This window comes from Planctomycetota bacterium, from assembly GCA_016235865.1.
Classification (GTDB): domain Bacteria; phylum Planctomycetota; class MHYJ01; order JACQXL01; family JACQXL01; genus JACRIK01.
The window spans coordinates 28257-45353 of the sequence record JACRIK010000019.1; the positions used below are offsets into that span (position 1 = coordinate 28257).

At 52.2% G+C, this 17097-nt stretch carries 13 protein-coding genes; 5 read left to right on the top strand and 8 right to left on the bottom strand.

Annotation, left to right across the window (positions count from 1 at the left end):
- Positions 1–2: 2 nt before the first annotated feature.
- The 7 genes from HZA49_05645 to HZA49_05675 form a co-directional block, all read right to left on the bottom strand.
- Positions 3–1778, bottom strand: coding sequence for a sensor histidine kinase (locus tag HZA49_05645; GenBank protein ID MBI5778922.1), 1776 nt, complete (start codon positions 1776–1778; stop codon positions 3–5).
- Between the two features lie 93 nt (positions 1779–1871).
- Positions 1872–3308, bottom strand: a complete 1437-nt coding sequence (locus HZA49_05650; GenBank protein MBI5778923.1) for an SPASM domain-containing protein — start codon at positions 3306–3308, stop codon at positions 1872–1874.
- Positions 3309–3694: 386 nt separating this feature from the next.
- Entirely contained in the window at positions 3695–4408 is a 714-nt protein-coding gene (locus tag HZA49_05655; GenBank protein ID MBI5778924.1) for a hypothetical protein, read from the bottom strand.
- 15 nt (positions 4409–4423) lie between these two features.
- A complete protein-coding gene (locus HZA49_05660) occupies positions 4424–5401 on the bottom strand; it encodes an ABC transporter substrate-binding protein (GenBank protein ID MBI5778925.1) in 978 nt (325 codons plus the stop codon).
- Positions 5402–5634: 233 nt separating this feature from the next.
- Entirely contained in the window at positions 5635–7524 is a 1890-nt protein-coding gene (locus tag HZA49_05665) for a TonB-dependent receptor (GenBank protein MBI5778926.1), read from the bottom strand.
- A 6-nt stretch (positions 7525–7530) separates the two neighbouring features.
- Positions 7531–8334, bottom strand: a complete 804-nt coding sequence (locus HZA49_05670) for a response regulator (protein MBI5778927.1) — start codon at positions 8332–8334, stop codon at positions 7531–7533.
- A gap of 139 nt (positions 8335–8473) precedes the next feature.
- The gene (locus HZA49_05675; GenBank protein MBI5778928.1) at positions 8474–9829 is read right to left on the bottom strand and encodes an insulinase family protein; all 1356 of its coding nucleotides are present in this window, start codon (positions 9827–9829) and stop codon (positions 8474–8476) included.
- 135 nt (positions 9830–9964) lie between these two features.
- On the opposite strand from HZA49_05675, the gene nadA reads away from it, so the two are divergent.
- Positions 9965–10873 carry a quinolinate synthase NadA gene (gene nadA / locus HZA49_05680; GenBank protein ID MBI5778929.1) on the top strand — a complete coding sequence of 303 codons (909 nt, stop codon included), beginning with the start codon at positions 9965–9967 and terminating at the stop codon, positions 10871–10873.
- A 37-nt stretch (positions 10874–10910) separates the two neighbouring features.
- Here nadA and HZA49_05685 read toward each other — a convergent pair whose 3' ends face one another.
- Positions 10911–13136, bottom strand: a complete 2226-nt coding sequence (locus tag HZA49_05685) for a hypothetical protein (GenBank protein MBI5778930.1) — start codon at positions 13134–13136, stop codon at positions 10911–10913.
- A 249-nt stretch (positions 13137–13385) separates the two neighbouring features.
- Between HZA49_05685 and HZA49_05690 the strand changes: the two genes are divergently transcribed.
- The 4 genes from HZA49_05690 (at position 13386) to HZA49_05705 (ending at position 17097) form a co-directional block, all read left to right on the top strand.
- Entirely contained in the window at positions 13386–14114 is a 729-nt protein-coding gene (locus HZA49_05690) for a hypothetical protein (protein MBI5778931.1), read from the top strand.
- 4 nt (positions 14115–14118) lie between these two features.
- Positions 14119–14496, top strand: coding sequence for a small basic protein (locus HZA49_05695; protein ID MBI5778932.1), 378 nt, complete (start codon positions 14119–14121; stop codon positions 14494–14496).
- 72 nt (positions 14497–14568) lie between these two features.
- Positions 14569–15594, top strand: coding sequence for a zinc-binding dehydrogenase (locus HZA49_05700; GenBank protein ID MBI5778933.1), 1026 nt, complete (start codon positions 14569–14571; stop codon positions 15592–15594).
- A 177-nt stretch (positions 15595–15771) separates the two neighbouring features.
- Complete coding sequence (locus HZA49_05705; GenBank protein MBI5778934.1) at positions 15772–17097, top strand: NAD(P)/FAD-dependent oxidoreductase; 1326 nt, start codon at positions 15772–15774, stop codon at positions 17095–17097.

The following is a 17097-nucleotide window of genomic DNA, read 5'->3' on the forward strand; positions in this document are numbered from 1 at the left end:
GGTCAAATCATTATATCAGTTTGCGGTTCAGTCGGCAATTTAATAGTGAATTCCGTGCCCTGATTCTTTTGGCTGGTAACCGATATGGCGCCCTGGTGCTGTTCGATGATTTCCTTGCAGATGGTCAGGCCCAGTCCCAGGCCGGCCTTTTTGGAGGTCTGGAACGGCTCAAAGAGCGTGGCCAACTGGGCCGCATCCATGCCGGTGCCGGTGTCGCCGACCTTGATTATCATCCCGCTACCATTCAGTCCGGCCGAGATGCGCAATGCGCCGCCCGGGGCCATGGCCTGCAGGGCGTTCTGAATCAGGTTGATTAATACCTGCTTGAGCTTATCCGGATCGGCATTTAAGAAGAGCTGGTCGGATTTGATGTCGATATCGGACTTGATGTTGTCCCTGAACATCTGCTCCCGGAACAGGGTTAGCGTCTCGTTAATCAGCCCGGCCAGGTTAATCCGGTTGACATTCAGCCGCCGGATGGCCGAGAAGTCGCTTAAGGCGCCCATCATCTTTTCCAGCCGGACCATTTCATGCGGCACGGTGTCGTTGAACTGGGCGATGAACTTGGGGTCCTGGTAGCGCTTGGGCAGAAGCTGGACAAAGGTCTTGACGCCGACTAAGGGGTTCCTGATTTCGTGGGCAATCTTGGAGGTGGCCGTGCCGATGGCCGAGAGTTTTTCCAGCCGCTTGGCCTGGCGCAGCCGGGTAATCATGTTATCGAAGGCATTGAGCAGCCCGCCCATTTCGTCGGTCCGGGCTGATTTGATGACTTGGTCCAGGTTGCCGGCGCCGACCTGGTCGGTGGCGTCAATCAGGGTCTTTACGGGCCGGGTGACTTTATTGGCAATCATCAGCCCGACCACAATGGCCGTCAGGATAGCCAGCCCGATAATAAGAACCGCCTTGGCCTGCATCCGGTTGGAGAAGGCATAGGCGTCCTTGACCGGCTGGCGGATAATCAGGCCCCAGCCAAAGGCGCTGATGGGCGCATAGGCGCTCAGCCAGCCGCTGGTCAAGTCCTCGCGGCTGCCATTCTGCCCGCCCAGCACGGCCTGAACCACCGGCGTCCCTTTGAGGTTCTCGGACTGATAGACCTTACGCTCCTCCTTGTGGACCAGGACATAGCCCTGTTCGTCCACAATCAGAATCTGGCCCTGGCCCAGTTTTATCTTCCCGATGATTCCCCAGATGCTGTTTAATTTGACCTCGGCCATCAGCATGCCGGATAGACCTTGGGGCGTATTTATCGGCGCGGTGATGGTGACATAAGGCAAATGTTCGGCAGAGAAATAGACCTGGGAGATGGATGAGGAATTTAACAACCCCCTATCCCCCTTTATTAAGGGGGAATTTACTAACCACTCCCCCTTAGCAAAGGGGGGCAGGGGGGTTGTTCCCTGGGATTTTATATCCGAAGAAATTATTTCCTTCCCATCCGCGGACACAATAGCCACCCGCTCAAAGAGATGCGGGTAATCCGTGACCATCCGGTATAACAGCAATTTCTGGGTCTCGGAATCTCTTATTCCTGTGGCGCCCAGGATGCCGGCGGTATTAACCAGCAGCGCCTGAGGCTTATCTATGAAGTCGTTGAGTTGTTGGGCCGTATTGCGGCAGATTTCCTGGTAGTCTCTCAAGACCGAATCCCGGACCGCCGCCCGGCTGGCCGTGATTAACAGCCCGCCCAGCGCCATCAGTGAAATCAGCATCAACAGTCCAAAGGCCAGGCCAATCTGTTGCCAGAGCCGGCGCGGGGTCAACTTCTCAATAAAATTCATATAATAATTGGCACAAAGAATAACAACCCCCTTAATCCCCCTTTAATAAGGGGGAATATTACTCCCCCTTAACAAAGGGGGCCGGGGGGTTGTTTACAACGCCCCTCTTTCATAATCCATCTTAAGCAGCTGGGGAAATATCTTTTCGTAGTATTCCTTATCGCAGGCCGGTTTGGTATAGTCCGAGTGCTTGAGCTGGGCGATATAGCGGCACCCGCCGCCGCACATCGGCACATAGGCGCAATCCCCACACTCCTTCCACGGCTTCAAGGCCAGGAACTCCGCATAGCGGTGATTGAACCGCCTCTCCCGGACATTGCCGATGCAGAACTGCTCCCGGCCCACGAAGGCCTCGCATTTATAGATGTCGCCCGCGGGGTCAATCACCAGCATAGAATCATCCATGGTCATCGGGCAGGCATTGACCTTGACCGATGACGGCGTCCGGTATCCGCGCTGAATCAATTCCTTTTCTAATTTGATGCCCTCCTCGGCCAGTTCGCCGGAAAGTTTGTGGCAACCCACCGGCTCAACGGTTATCCCTCTCACCCTGTCCGCTCCCCCCTCACCCTTCCCTCTCCCCTCTGGGGAGAGGATAGGTGAGGGGCCCAGGCGCGAGACCACCGGCGCAAAGAGCACTCTGGCAATGCGCTTATTTAAGCCCTTTTGCTCTAAGTAGTCAAGCAATCGGTGCAGTCCGGCGATGTTGGCCCGGTCAAAATTGGCGCCCAGTTCGACCTTTACCCCCACACCAATGGAATTGGTGTGGGGGTGAACTTCCATACCTGTAATAGACATAATATTAGCCATTATCGTCTCAAACGAGCCGCGGCCGTCTAAATACGGGCGTCTCCGGTCGTGTACCTCTTTGTCGCCGTCTAATGTTATGCGGATGCTGGTCAGTCCGAGCGGCGTGAGTCGCTCAATAATATCCTTCCTGACCAGCGAGCCGTTGGTTATCATCCCGAAGGAGAATTTGATGCCCTTTTCCGCAGTCCATTGCTGGAGCGCCGAGGCAATCTTGATTATGGCGGCCGGATTCATCAGCGGCTCGCCGCCGTAGAACATCAGCCGGATTTTGGGCGACTGCTTCTCCTCGGCCTTATGCTTAAGATAGGCGATGACCTGGTCCGCGGTCTGGTCGTCCATGGTCTGTTGCTCTTTAACCCCCTCCTCAAAGCAATAGGTGCAGGCAAAGTTGCATTTGAAGGTAGTTAAAATCGTGGCGTGCAAAGGCCGCGGCCGGAACTTTATTTCATCAAACCAACTCTCTAAGACCTTGTCCTCGTCTGTTTCTTTATCAACGATAATGCCGGAGTCCTTGAGTGTGTTGAGGCACTGTTGCTCTTCCGGCGACAAAGAAACGCCGTTGCTGATAATCTTCCCGATAAAATCCCTGACCTCTTTATTTACCCCCACACCAATTCCATTGGTGTGGGGGTGAATCCTGAGCACGCCCTGGGTCCGGGTATTGTAGACCAGCGAATCGCCATTATTCCCATAGAAAACGGTGTATTTAGATAATTTCATATTTTAAGTTCGCCCCAGACCGGGGAAGCCGGTCCCCCGATAATTGGTCAGGGGACCGGATTAATTCTTATTCATCACTGCCCAAACTGGAAAAGGTAAATTTCGGGCAACATCCCAGGTTCTCGGTTGATTCCTGGCCTTTACGGATTACTTCTATCTTCAATTGGCTCACCCCCTCTTACTCGCTGTTAGCCCGTAAGTGTCGGATAAATCCGACCGCTACAGAATATTGTAGCGGTGCGATTCATCGCACTTACCCTTACGAGCCGAGTTACAATTCGTCCACCCCCCTGCAGGAGGGATGAACCCATGGGTGAGCCGCGCGGCTTTGTTATTTAGTTGTAACAACCCCCTTAATCCCCCTTTGTTAAGGGGGAATTTCCTATTTACTCCCCCTTAGAAAAGGGGGCCGGTCCCTCTGACGGGATCCCGTTGAGGGAGGGGTTGTGTCCTTTGCTAATCTTCCATTCCTTTATCGTATAAAACGGCATTGCCGCCGAGAAGAATCTGTCCGTATTGCTAAACCGCCGGCTGATGGCGCATAGATTCGGCAGGCAATACAGGAATGTCCCGGACTGCTCTTCATATACCAGCCGGTGCAGGCGATGATAGAGTTCCTTCCTCTGGTCTATGTCCTGAATAGTATTGGCCTGCTCAAAGAGTTTATCTATCGCGGGGTTTGTGTATGGCCAGAGTTTGCCGTCCCGTTGTTGTTTGTTTGAGTGCCAATTCGGCTCTAATTCGGCAGATATCTTAATGCTGATAACAGCCGCGCCGGCCTGCTGAACCAATTCCTTGTCCTGATTGCTGTGGTCGTATGTTTTTATGTCGCATCGGATGCCGATTTTGTATAAATCCTGATAGATGATTTTGGCGATGGTCCCGGTGACGCGCTCCTTGGGGTCAACTAACAGCGTAAAACGGAACTGGACGCCGTCTTTTTCTAATACCCTATCATCTCTCATCTCCCATCTCTCATCTTTTAGTATTTTGAGCGCCAGGGCTGGGTTATATTCCAGCGGCTTGACATCGGGATTTGAGAACCAGGCGCCCGGCAGGAACGGCCCGGTGGATTGATAGACATTCCCCTCGCCCCTCACCCTGCCTTTTTCCCCCTAACCCTGCCCTCTCCCCTCTGGGGAGAGGGAAAACCCTTCCACCTTATTGATAATCTCCGGGATGTTGATGGCGTGCGCCAAAGCCCGGCGCACCTGCTTATCCTTAAAGAGCGGATGCTCCGGGTTGTAGTCAATCATATAGGTATAGATGGACGGGAAGTTGTAGACCCGGAATGCCGGGTCTCTGGCGATGGTCTGATACTGCTCGGTGTTGAGGAACTGAATCATATCAATCTCGCCCTTCATAAAGGCGGAGAAGTATTCAGGGAAGGTGTCGTAGCCGCGTGCCTCTATTCTATTTACTCCGCATTCCGCATTCTGCATTCCGCATTCGTAATAGTCCGGGTTGGCTTCTAAAATGATGCTGATAGTGTCATCCTTGGTCCGCTCGACAAACCGAAAAGGCCCGGTGCCGACGGGGTTTACCCCCGCCCCGGATGCTTTCGGGGTGGGATGTATCGGGAAGTTCATAAGATTTATAAACGATGCCTGGGTTTCGTTCAGGGTTACGGTGAAGGTATATCTGTCTTGGGCCTTGACTGTTTTTATCATAGTATAATTCTCCCGCCAGGGGGAGTTGTTAGCCGGGTTTAGGACTGCATTATAGGTAAACGCGCAGTCCTGGGCCGTGAGTTCCACATTGTCGTGGAACCTGACCCCTTTTCTCAGATAGAATGTATAGGTCAAACCATCGTCAGAGACCGACCAGCGCTCGGCTAAGTCCGGCTCCGGCATCATCCGTTCGTTGATGCGGACCAGGGCGCTAAAGACCAGGTCAGCCAGATTGACCGAAATCGTGCTGTTGCTGATAATCTGGTTGATGGGTCCGGGTGGGCCGCCCAGTCCGCCGATTCGTAAGGTTCTCTCACCTCCGGTTTCTGTCTTGCCGCATCCGATTAGGATAAGCGGCAAGAAACATATAAGCAAGTAGCGTGCCAGTTGGCTGATAATTGGGCGAGAATATTTTCGGTTCATATAATTCTTATTATAACTTGTTACCGGGCGTGTAATAAGGAAAATAAGAAAATATTATGGTTTTATGGGGTAAATCTGGCCCGAAAATGAGGATGTGTTCTGAGAAGGGTGATGCACAAGAACTTGTGCATCCTAAAACGCGTCAAAGATAGTAAAAAGTCGTCAGGAGTGGTCAAGAGTTGTTTTACGACTTCTTGACTATTCTTGACAATCCTTGACCATTCTTGACGAATTTAGAATTCGTATTTTACCCCGAATTCGACGGTCCGGCCGGGCATAGGCAGGAGTTCGTGATACCAGTAGTCGCGGTCAAAGATGTTATAAACGCCGAGGAATATAGATGAAGGCATTGTCCTATTATCGGAGCCGGCCGGGATATTGTAATTAACCAGCATATCATAGATGAACCTGCGGTCATTGGGGTTGCTTGAGGCCGGCTCGTTCCAGAATCTGTAATTGCCATTGAGGGTCAGATTAAGGTTCTTCTGGTATTGATAGTTGAAGCCGAGGTTATAGGTAAGTTTGGCCACACCACCGCCCTGGACAATTCCGTCGGTCTGGCGGTCCTGGACCCGGTTCAGGGCAGAGCCCATCTGGGCCTGAAGCCCTTCTGCAACATTATATTTTGCTTCTGCCTCCACACCCTGCCGGCGCACGGCCGAAATATTCTTCATCATATTGGATGGGAAATCATAGACCACCAGGTCATTGACCTCGGCCCGGTAATAGGCGAATTTAAGGAACAGGTCTTTTGCGGGTTTGGTATCCAACGAGGTTTCATAGACGGCCGGGGCCCGCTCGGCCTTCAAGTCCGGATTGGGCGAGATGACATTGATGTATTTGTAAATCAGAGGCGGTGCGTTGAACGCCTTGGAATACAAAACGCGCAGGTATGAGTCAAGCGGCATCTGATAAACCACGCCGGCCGAAGGGCTGAATTGGGAGCCGTAGGCCTGGTTGTCGTCATAGCGCGCGCCGAGATTGACTGATAATTTATCTCCGGCTATGCCGGTCTGCAGATAATTGGCATAATAACCCTGGCGGCTGAATCTTTCCTTGCCGGGCATCAGGTCTGATTCCAGCGAATCCCAACCCAGGTCAGCGCCTGAAGAAAGGGTCTGGCTGTCGTTCATCTTTATCGTGGACTGCAGGTCCAAGCCGGTAAAGATATTCTGGCTGGCTACCCTGGCCAGCAGCGCCGAACCCGGAATGGCAAAGTCCTCGACCTTGCTGTCCTGGTTGGAGGCCTTGACCGTGGCGCTGAATTCCCATGCTTTGTCCGGGACAATAAAGAATTTAAGCGAGCCGTATCTGGCGAAATAGGTCAAGTCCTCGCTGTAGCCCATGGTCGGAAATTCAAAACCGCCCATATCCGAGCCGGTATAATGCAGAGCGGCCTCCAGATAGGCGTCGTCTGAGAGCGCGTAATTAACTTTGGATGAGAATTTCTGGCTGGCGATGGCGCTATTGGCCCGGAACTCGCTATTGCTGTCCAGGCCGCTCATCCAGACCAGATAGGAAAACTTATCTGACTTACCTGACAGCTCCAAATTTTCCCGCTGGAAATTGTAGGCGCCGCCGGCCGCGGCCAGCGAAAAAACGGCCTGGAATGGTTTGACTGTAGAGGGCTGTTTGGTGATGATATTGACCACGCCGCCTAAGGACGAACCCCAGACCGAGGAGCCAGAGCCCTTGATTATTTCTATGCGCTCCACGTTCTCAATGGGAATCTGGGACGGGTCGGCAAAGGCCATGCCCTGGGAATTCATCAGGACGCCGTCCACCATCACCCGGACGTGGCCGGCCGAAGAGCCCTGGATGCTCAAGGAAGACGGCTGGCCGACCGGGCCTCTTAACTGGATGTCAATGCCGTTCACGAAATTAAGGGCCTCGGCTAAATTATGCGCCGGCAGGTTGGCTAATTCCTTTGACGACAGGACGGTGATATTCATCGGCAGGTGCAGGGAACTGTCGCCGGTCCGGCGGGCGGTGACTACTATCTCATCGGTCCGGGTGGACGCTCGGCTGAGCTCAGTCGAAGCCATGGGCGTTTCCGGATATGACAGGGAAATCGATGACCAGACGACAACTAAAGCAATTATATAATATCTCGCAAGAAGCATTTAATTTTATTCAGCCAGAAGTATCTTGGTCATGACCACCATATCCAGGTATTCCATATTAAACGGCTTCATGATATAGTCGTAGGCGCCCAAACGCATGGCCTCACGGGTGATGCTTTCATCATTGATGCCGCTGATCATCAATACGCTGATTTTCTTGTCCAGTTCTTTTATTTTCTTCAGGGCCATTAATCCATCCATACCGCCCAGTTTAATGTCCAGCAGGACAATCAAAGGCAGACTTTTGCTTTCGGATTTTTTCGCAGTGACGGCCGAGTATTTGCTTAACCGGTCCAGGGCTTCTTCGCCGCTGCTGGCCGTGCTCACCTGATAGCCCTGGCGGGTGAAGAACTTTTCCAGCATGAACCTGATTTCCGAGTCGTCGTCCACCACCAGGATATCGCCTTTGGATTTGACTTCCGGGCCGGACTGCTTGCTTTTGCGCTTGTCCAGCACGTAATTGACGGATTTGAGGAATAGTTCCACGCCCACGCCTTTTCTCAGGATTTCGGAAATACCCAGCTTGCGGGCCTGGGTTTCCAAATCGTCTATATTGGTGCCGGTCAGGAGAATGGTTTCGATTTTGGGGTCAATCCGGCGCATCTGGACAAAGGTTTCCAGCCCGTTCATGCCCGGCATCATCAGGTCCAGGATAACCAGGTCCGGACTTTCCTTGGCCATCATATCCAGGGCCTCCCGGCCATTAGGCGCGGTAATGACTTTGTAATTTTGCCGGGTCAAAACCGTGTAGAGTAAATCGCGCATGACCATTTCATCATCCACAACCATGACTTTTTCTGCGGTGCTCATAGATCTGCTCTCTTATCGCATTAATGGTTATAAACAATTATTCTTCGCCGGGCAATGCGATACTACAATCGCTACATTATAACCGAGATTTATTAAATAGCAAGTAAAATATTTTATTAACTGATTAATCCCGGAGGCGTTATGCCCCGGCGCCCCGGCCCAAAGGCTTAACCACAGAGATGGCGTGGTGTTTAGGATTGAGATGTTCTTTGAGGCGTTTTTGGATATCGGAGGTGGTTATCTTTTTAATCAGGCCGGACATCTCATAGACCTCCTGCCCGGGCTCGGGATTCTTAAATATCCGGCTGAAGTAATAACCGGCAAAGAGCGAAGCTACAGCCATGGGCGAATTGAAGACCCAGGTGAATTTGCCGATCATCTTGCGCTTCTGCTCTTCCAGTTCCCGCCGGGAACATATCTTATTCCGGGCCAGTTTATCCAGTTCGGACATAATCCGCTGGTAGAGCACCTCGGGACGGTCGGTCTCGGCTGAAATTATCGTGAAGCCGTAGGTCTGGTGCGAACTGTAGCCGCAGCCGAACCGGTCGTCGATCATCTTGGCTTCATAAAGCTTGGAATATAATTTAGAACTCTTGCTGAAAATCAGGTCCAGCAGCATATCGCTCAGAATATTCTGTTTGAGCAGCGGTATGCCTTCCAGTCCGGTCCGAGTTTCCTTATAGCCGATTAAAAGACTCGAGGTGCTGGTGGACATCTTTTCTTCCTTGGAATGGCTGTTTATTTCAGCCGGTTCGTCCGGCATATTGCGGATAATCCCGGTTTCGTCGGCCCGGCCCTGGAGATACGGGCTTTGGTTAAGCGCCTGGATAATCTTATCAATATCCGCTTCCGGGTCGCCCCTACGGGACTCCGTAAAGTCGCCGCAGATGACCAGAACCATATTGGCCGGCTGGTAGAATGTTTGGTAGCATTTGGCCAGCAGTTCCGGGGTGATGGTCCGGACACTGGCGACCGTGCCGCCGATGGAAATCCGGACCGGGTGGTATTTGTAGAGATTGCTCATCAGGTTGTCATAGACCTTGAAACCCGGCATGTCATTATACATGCGGAGTTCCTGCTCGATGATGGATTTTTCCTTGGCCACGTTCTCGGGATTGAAATATGAGGTCATCACCACCTTCAAAAGGATATTCAGGTTATCCAGGAAATTATCCGCGCTCTGGAAGTAGTAGGTGGTCGAGGTATTACCGGTCCCGGCGTTGTAGGAAGCGCCGAAACGGGCGAATTCCATGCTGACATCTCCGGATTCCTTCTTGAATTGCTGGTGCTCCAGAAAATGGGCAATGCCTTCGGGCACGGTTATGGAACCGGTCTCATTAGACCGGCACCAGGAGTTATCGATGGACCCGTAGTTAACGGCCAGCGCCGCGACCTTTTCGTTAATACCACTCTTGGGAATGATAAAGACCGGCAGCGCGCCGATCCGGGTAAAGAAATACTTCTCGTTCAGGTGTTTATTAAAGACCTTATGCATAAAAATACAGAACACGAATCACACGAATATTACGAATAATACGAATAATTATTCCCATTCGTCTAATTCGCCATTTATTCCTCCTATTCGTGTTTAATATATTGTATTTTGTATTCTAAAATATATAATATTACCATGAATTCATCAATAATTTCCGGCATTGAGCAGCTGAAGAAAGAGCGCCGGTCCGTTATCCTGGCCCATAATTACCAGCATCCGGATGTCCAGGATATCGCCGATTACGTGGGTGACTCCCTGGGCCTGGCTCAGACCGCCGCCCAGACCGATGCCAAGGTCATCGTCTTCTGCGGCGTGCATTTCATGGCTGAAACCGCGGCCATCCTCTGCCCAGATAAAATTGTTCTGATGCCTGACCCGCAGGCCGGCTGCCCGATGGCTAATATGATTACAACCCGGGAACTGCGCGAACTTAAGAAGCAATATCCGGACGCCGTCGTGGTTACTTATGTCAACAGCAGCGCGGCTATCAAGGCCGAGAGCGATTACTGCTGCACCTCATCCAACGCGGTCAAGGTGGTAGAAAGTATTCCCAAAAACAAACGGATTATCTTTATCCCGGACCAGCACCTGGGCCACTATGTCCAGACCCAGACCAAACGCGATATGATTCTCTGGCGCGGATATTGCCCGACCCACCGCAGAATCCTGGCTGAAGATATCATCAGGAAAAAAGAACTTTACCCGGATGCCCTGGTGGTGGTCCATCCGGAATGCGCCACCGAGGTAGTGAATCTGGCTGACCAGGTCGCCTCGACCAGCGGAATATTGGGATATTGCCGCGAGTCAAAGGCAAAGACGTTCATCATCGGAACGGAAATCGGGCTGATTCACCGGCTCAAGAAAGAAAGTCCGGATAAAATATTTATGGCCGCATCGGATTTGGCGGACTGCCCGAACATGAAACTCAACACGCCGGAAAAGATTCTCTGGTCGCTGGAAGACATGACATATCAGATAACAGTCCAGGAAAAGATTACCCACCTGGCGATCAAATCAATTCAAAGAATGCTCTCCGTAGTGTAAATCACGACAGGCCCTCCCCGAATGCTTTCGGGGTGGTTCAGGGCAGGGTCCTGAAGGAAAGTATGGCGCCATAGGTCGTGCCGGACGCATTAGTGGCATAAACCTGGAATTCATAAAGGGTATTAGGAATAAGCGCCGGCTCTAATGATTGACCGGTCCAGACAAGCCAATCGCCGGTGCCGCTGCCATTATCCAGAGGTGGCGACTGAATATTCCAGGGGCCCTGAGGAGATGCAGTTCTATACCGGAAATAAACCGTCGTGCCCAATCCGTTGGAATTAACCGTGCCATTTAATTGCGCATTGGTCCTGGTGATATTGGTGGCCGGATTAGTGACCACGCTGGGCGCGCCGGCCAGCGGGGTGGTAAACGACTGCTGCGCCCCATAGGAATACTGTCCAAATGAATTATATGCCACCACCCTGAAGTAATAGGTCACGCCCGGGGTGGAACTTGTAAATCCCTGCGTGACAGTAATCGGGGTCCTGCCATTTCCGATGGGTTGAGATGAAGTATTGCCGTAGTTGTACCAGTAAGAGTAAATCCCATATTGGAAATAAACCGTGGTGGTTGAACCATTGGGATTTACCGTAGCATTAAACGTAAACCCGGATGATGAAGTTACATTACTGGCCGGCAGGCTAACCGCCGTGGGCGGCTGGGCTGAGGTGTTAAATTGCAGGCGGTTTCCGTATGTCGTGCCATTGCCGTTAACAGCCACAATTCTGAAGTAATAGGTCGTGCTTGATGTCAAACCGGTTATTGCCCTCTGAATGCTAACCGGCCCGGTGCCGCTGCCGATAGCAGTCGGAGTCGTAGAACTGCCATAAGTTATGGTTGTTCCGTATTCAAAATAAACCGTGGTGGCCCCGCCATTGGGATTGACCGAGGCATTCAGGGTGGCGGTAAAGGCAGCAATTCCTGTGGCCGCAATAGTGGTCGCGCTGGGCGGCGGCACCAAGGTGGTAAATATCTGGTTAAAACCATTGGTCGTGCCGCTGGAGTTGGTGGCCACGACCCGATAATTATAGTTGGTATTGCCGAGCAATCCGGTTATGGTCGCGGTAACGCTCACATCAGTAATGCCGCTGCCGATAGCTTGTATCGAGGTGGTATTTCCGTAAAAAATGCTCGTCCCCCACTGGAAATAAACCGTGGTGGCCAACCCATTGGGATTGACCGAGGCAGTAAGCGTAGCCACGCTATAATTAACATTGGTCACCGGCGTGGTTGCGGCGCTGGGCGGCGGCGGCGGAGTGGTAAACGACACCTGGGTTCCATAACTTTCTCCGGCCGGGTTTCTGGCCGTCAGACGGTAATAATAAGTCGTGTTGGCTGCCAGGCCGGTCAGGCTGGCACTGACGTTGACATTGCCGCTGCCGGACGGGATAATCTGGGATGAGGTGGTATTGCCGTAGGTGGTGACCGGCCCCCACTGGAAATTAATGGTGGTATCCTGCCCATTGGGATTAACCACGCCGTTGATAATGGCAGAATTATAATTGATGCTTGAAGCCGAACCCGTAGTCGCCACCGGTTGCGGCGGGCCTGAATTGAACGTCCGGTTATTCCCGTAAACCGTGCCTTCAATATTTACGGCCACCACCCGGTAGGAATAATTCGTATAAGCGCTCAGCCCGGTGATATTACTGGCCACAAAAACGCCGACCACACCGCTGCCGATGGATTGGTCGGCAGTCCGGTTACCGTATGAAGAACTTAAGCCCCACTGAAAATAAATCGTGGTGGCCAGGCCATTGGGATTAACCGTGGCATTCAAGGTTGCGGAAAGAGACGAAATATTGGTGGCAATCTCGGTGGTGCAAGACGGACGACCAAACGTGGTGAACGACTGCGTTTCGGTATAGGTTAAATCATTGCCTCTCAAGACTGCCAGGCGGTAATAATAAGTGGTATTGGGCAGCAGGCTCGTCACGGTCTCGGTCACCGTGATATCGTATCTCCCGTTGCCGAGCGTCCTGGGCGTGGTCACATTCCAGCCGTAAGTCGAGCCCCATTCAAAATAGACCTCGGTATCAACCCCGTTGGGATTAATCGTGGCCGACAAAGTTTCGCTGTATGTGGCGCTGATTACCCCGGTATTGACACTGCTGCCGGTCGTCCACTCGTACGGGTAAAACGTGTATTGTTTCTCGCCTATCGAACCGCACTGCCAGCCGTAGGTGATTATGCTGACCAGCCCGATCAGGATAAATAATCCGACCCGGAGTGAGCGCCGTAACCCGATTTTCTTGGTATTCATATTCTCGCAATATTATACCCGCCCGGCCCGGTTAAGTTGCCGAAATACCATATAAAATATATCCGCCTTAAATATCAAAGTCAAGTAAAAAATAATAAATTCTCTCTTATTATTGACAAGAAATTATAATTATTATAATTTCTTATCTATAATCAAGGTATCATGGCGCTTGGGAAGCGCCGCCTAATGGCCCCGAAAACGTCCGCCGGACACCCACTGGGCCTTCGGGAACCATAAGAGGAGTAAACTATGTTTACCAATAAGGACAAGCCGGAACTCTACGAACTCCTGAAGATGAACCGGTCGAAACTGGGCAAGACGCCGGCCCAGGAAAAAGACGAGCCAGCCGTCAGCGCCCCAGTAGTAACGACTTCTGATTCAGAGCCGATTCCTTATACCGCCCCGCCGTCCTCAACAACCCGGCCGTATCCCAAACTGAGAATGCCATTCCCGACCCTTAAACCCAAGGAACCGGCCGGCGTATTCAAGAAACCCAAACCCATCCGGCCGAAAACCAGGGAAGAAGGAAAGCCCCTGAATTATCCCAAAATCATCATCATCGGCGGAATAATTATTGCCATCATTGTCATCATTTATCTGGCATTGACCCTGCCCCAGGCAACCCCATCAACACCGGGCAGAACAACGTCGCCATCGGTTCAGGCGCCTGAAATACCGGCCATGATGCCGGCAACCACCGGACGCACCTGGGCCATCCGACTGATTTATTATAATAATGACGCTGATGGTTCCCGGGCAATTATCACTATGTGCCAGATGCTCAGAAATAAAAACATTAAAGTCGTAACTAAGAGTGAAATGATTCATGGCATTTCATCCAATTCGATTTATCTCGAAAGCAAATATTCATCGCAGGAGCAGGCGCAAAAAGAACTGAAAAATGAACTGCCTAAATTAAAAAACGTCCATTATAAACTTAAGAATGCATCGGTTGTAAAATTAGAAGAAGGAAGATAAAACTATGTCAATCCATCGAAGTTTAGCCGTCATCGGGAAACTCAGGCGGCACCGCAACGTCCTCAAGAAAAGCGAACGCTTAGAGCGTCTCTTATCAGACGGCAAGCCGGAAGGCGAAATCGCCATCTTCGGGCTGCCCAAACTGCGTAATATCATGCTCAAGGCCAAGCCCAAACCCAAGAAGGAAGCCGCGGCTGAAGGCGCGGCACCGGCTGAAGGCGCGGTTGCTGGAGCACCGGCTGCTGCTGGCGCCAAAGGCGTCACTCCGAGCGCCAAGGCACCGGCCGCTGCTGCCGGCGCTAAAACCGCCGCTCCGGCTGCTGCTGGCGCCAAAGGCGCCACCGCCAAGGCCGAGGCACCCAAGACAGGTAAGAAAACTTAACGTTATGCGTTATGCGTTGTGCGTTGTGTGTTAGACGCAAGACGCCTGACGCAAGACGCCTGACGCATTGTTATGAAAGCCGCTGTATTTTACGGGCCTAAACAGCCCCTCAAAGTTGAGGAATACCCCAAGCCGCAAATCAATCATGACGAGGTCCTGATTAAGGTGGCGGCCTGCGGCGTCTGCCACACCGACCTGCACTACATCGACCACGGCGTGCCGACCGTCAAGAAACCGCCCTTTGTGCTCGGGCACGAAATCTCCGGCACGGTGGCCGAAATCGGCGCTAATGTCAAGAACCTCAAGGTCAGCGACCGGGTGCTCCTGCCGGCGGTCCTGACCTGCGGCACCTGCGAATTCTGCCGGATCGGCCGGGAAAACATCTGCAAAACCATGGTCATGTTCGGCAATCATATTGAAGGCGGCTACGCCGAATTCGTCAAGGCGCCGGCTAAGGACGTCTTCATCCTGCCCAACGAAATCCAGCTCGAAGAAGGCTGCATCATCGCCGACGCCATTTCCACACCATATCACGCGGTCAAAAACCGCGGCCAGGTCCGGCCCGGAGACACGGTAGCCATCTTCGGCTGCGGCGGCGTAGGCGTGAATCTGGTCCAGTTATGCGCCGCCTCAGGCGCCACGGTCATTGCCGTTGACATCATTGAAAAGAAACTCGACTGGGCCAAGCAGTTCGGCGCTACCTATGCCCTCAATTCATCCAAAACACCGGACGTCACCAAGGACATCCGCAAGATGACCAATGGCGGCGTGGACATCGCCTTTGAAGCCATCGGCAATCCGGCCACCATGACCGCGGCGTATAATTCCCTCAAGAAAGGCGGACGACTGTGCATCGTCGGCTATACCGACAAGGAATTCCCGCTTTCAGCCGCCAAGACCATGTTCTTTGAGATGGAGGTGGTCGGCTCGCTCGGTTGCCGGCCGGTGGATTATCCGCGACTGATAGAAATGGCCCGGATCGGCAAAATCAAGGTAGCGCCGCTGGTCACCCATAGATTCCCGCTGGATAAAATCAACGACGCCTTTGATACCCTCCGAAAAGGCGAATCACTGCGCTCTATTGTGGTGATGAGTTAAAACTTAAGGAAAATTCGTTGCCACTGGCGCCGAAGCGCCATGGCGCCCTTATGGCGCTCAAAAGGCACGAAGACACCAAGCTGTCATTTTGAACGAAGCGAAGAATCTCTTCGAAATGAGACCCCTCACTTCATTCAGGGTGACAATAGTCACTTAGTGGCTGATATTCTGTTCCCTATGAAAATAGTCATCATCGGCAGCGGCGGCGCCGGAATCTCGGCCATCCAAACCATCATGGAAAACGACCCAGACAAGGAAATCCACATCACCCTGATTTCATCCGAACGCGAGCTGGCCTATTCGCCCTGCGCCCTACCCTACGTGATTTCGGACAGTATCCCCTACAAGCGGCTGGCCCGGCTGGACAGCAATTTCTACAAGAAGAACAAAATCCAAACCTCTTGGGGCAGTCCGGTCTGTAAGATTGACTTAGGTAGGAAATCCATCGCCCTCAAGAACGGCAAGACCTTTTTCTACGACAAGTTATTAATCGCCACCGGCTCGGTTCCGATTAAGCCGGCCATACCCGGCATCGACAAAACCGGGGTATTCTTTGTCGACACCCTCAAGAACACCCGCCGAATCAAGGACTATATCCGGAAAGAGAAAATAGCCAAGCTCGGCAAGAAAGTGGCCGTTATCGGCGCCGGATTCACCGGCATAGAAACGGCTCTCGCCCTGCGCCAGCAAGGCATCAACGTCATCGTCATCGAAATGCTGGACCGGATTCTGGCCAAGGTCCTGGACGACGACTTCGCCAAGATTGCCCACTCAAAACTCACCTCGCTACCCTCTTCCAACGGGGAAAAAGAGATTGAATTCAAGCTCTCATCAGCCGTGACCGAAATCAAGGGCAAGACCAAGGTCAAATCCGTACACCTGCACAACGGCAGAAATATCCCGGTCGATATGGTTATCGTCTCCATCGGTGTCAGGCCCAATATCGACTTTCTTAAAGACAGCGGTATCACGCTCAGCAAAGGCATCATGGTTAATGACCGGATGCAGACCAATGAACCGGACATCTATGCGGCCGGTGACGCAGTAGAAACCACGGACTACATCACGGGCGAATCGGTAATTTCAGCCATCTGGCCCAATGCCATAGAACAGGGCAAGGTGGCCGGGTTAAATATGATAAGCAAAGATACGCGCTATCCGGGCTCTTACAGCATCAATGTCCTCAGCCTGGAAGGCCTGCCCATCATCTCGATGGGCAAAATATTTAACGGAAAAACCAAGCCACATACAACGCACCTGAACGGTTCATACACTTATCGGAACGAAAACTCCATACGCCGGCTGTTCTTTAATCACAACAGTCAAAACGAGGACAAAAGCAACATCACCCTGGCCGGATTTGAGGCCATCGGCGAATTCCGCAACGCCGGCCACCTCTGGTCGCTCATCCGGAAAAGAACCCCGGTAAAGGAAATGGACCACGATATCCTGATGGACAATACCGCCCCATACTATTCCGACCCGGAGAGTAAAAAGAAATAG